This is a genomic window from Pyxidicoccus trucidator (genome assembly GCF_010894435.1).
Classification (GTDB): Bacteria; Myxococcota; Myxococcia; order Myxococcales; family Myxococcaceae; genus Myxococcus; species Myxococcus trucidator.
In genome coordinates this window covers 1-887 of sequence record NZ_JAAIXZ010000069.1, presented here as the reverse complement: position 1 = coordinate 887, position 887 = coordinate 1, and the positions used below count along the sequence as shown (strand labels likewise).

Genomic DNA, 887 nt, shown 5'->3' with positions numbered 1-887 from the left:
GCGCCGGAGGCCGCACTCGACTCGGAGCAGGCGCACGAGCCGCCCGCGACGCCGATGGAGGAGCAACTGGCGGAGCTGTGGCGGGACTTGCTGCGCGTGCCCCGGGTGGGCCGCCGCGACAACTTCTTCGAGCTGGGCGGCCATTCACTGCTGGCCACGCGGGTGGTGGCGCGCATCCGCGCCACCTTCGACGTGGAGCTGAGCCTGCGAGCCTTCTTCGAGGCGCCCACCGTGGCTGCCCTCGCGGAGCGGCTCCAGGCCACCGCCAGGGCTGCACGCCTGCCGACGCTGACGCGCGCGAGCCGGGAAGGCCGGCTGCCGCTGTCCTTCGCCCAGCAGCGCCTGTGGTTCCTGGAGCAGCTCCAGCCCGGCACCGCGCAGTACAACCTGCCCACGGCGCTGCGCCTGTCCGGCACGCTCGACGTCGGAGCGTTCCAGGGCGCCGTCGACGCGCTGATGCGCCGTCACGAGTCGCTGCGCACCACCTTCCACTCGGAAGGTGGCGAGCCCTACCAGGTCATCCACCAGGACGGGTCCGAGCAGGGGCGCTCCGGCTGGCAGGTGAACCGGGTGGACCTGTCGGAGCTCCAGGGCTCGGCTCAGCGTCAGGCGGAGGCCGTGCGGCTCGCCAACGAGGACGCCCGGCGGCCCTTCGACCTGGCCACGGGCCCGCTGCTGCGCGTCACGCTGCTGACGCTGGAGCCGACCGAGCACGTGCTACTGCTGTGCATGCACCACGTCATCTCCGATGGCTGGTCCATCGGCGTGCTGGTGCGCGAGCTGGCCGCGCTCTACGAGGCCCTTCGTCAGCGCGCGCCGTCCCCGCTGCCGGAGCTGCCGGTGCAGTACGCGGACTACGCCGTCTGGCAGCGCCAGTGGCTGGCGGG

General features: G+C 73.2%; 1 protein-coding gene. It reads left to right on the top strand.

Annotation, left to right across the window (positions count from 1 at the left end; translation table 11 throughout):
• The coding region (locus G4D85_RS48420; protein WP_164021924.1) for a condensation domain-containing protein at positions 1 to 887 on the top strand (887 nt) is incomplete at both ends.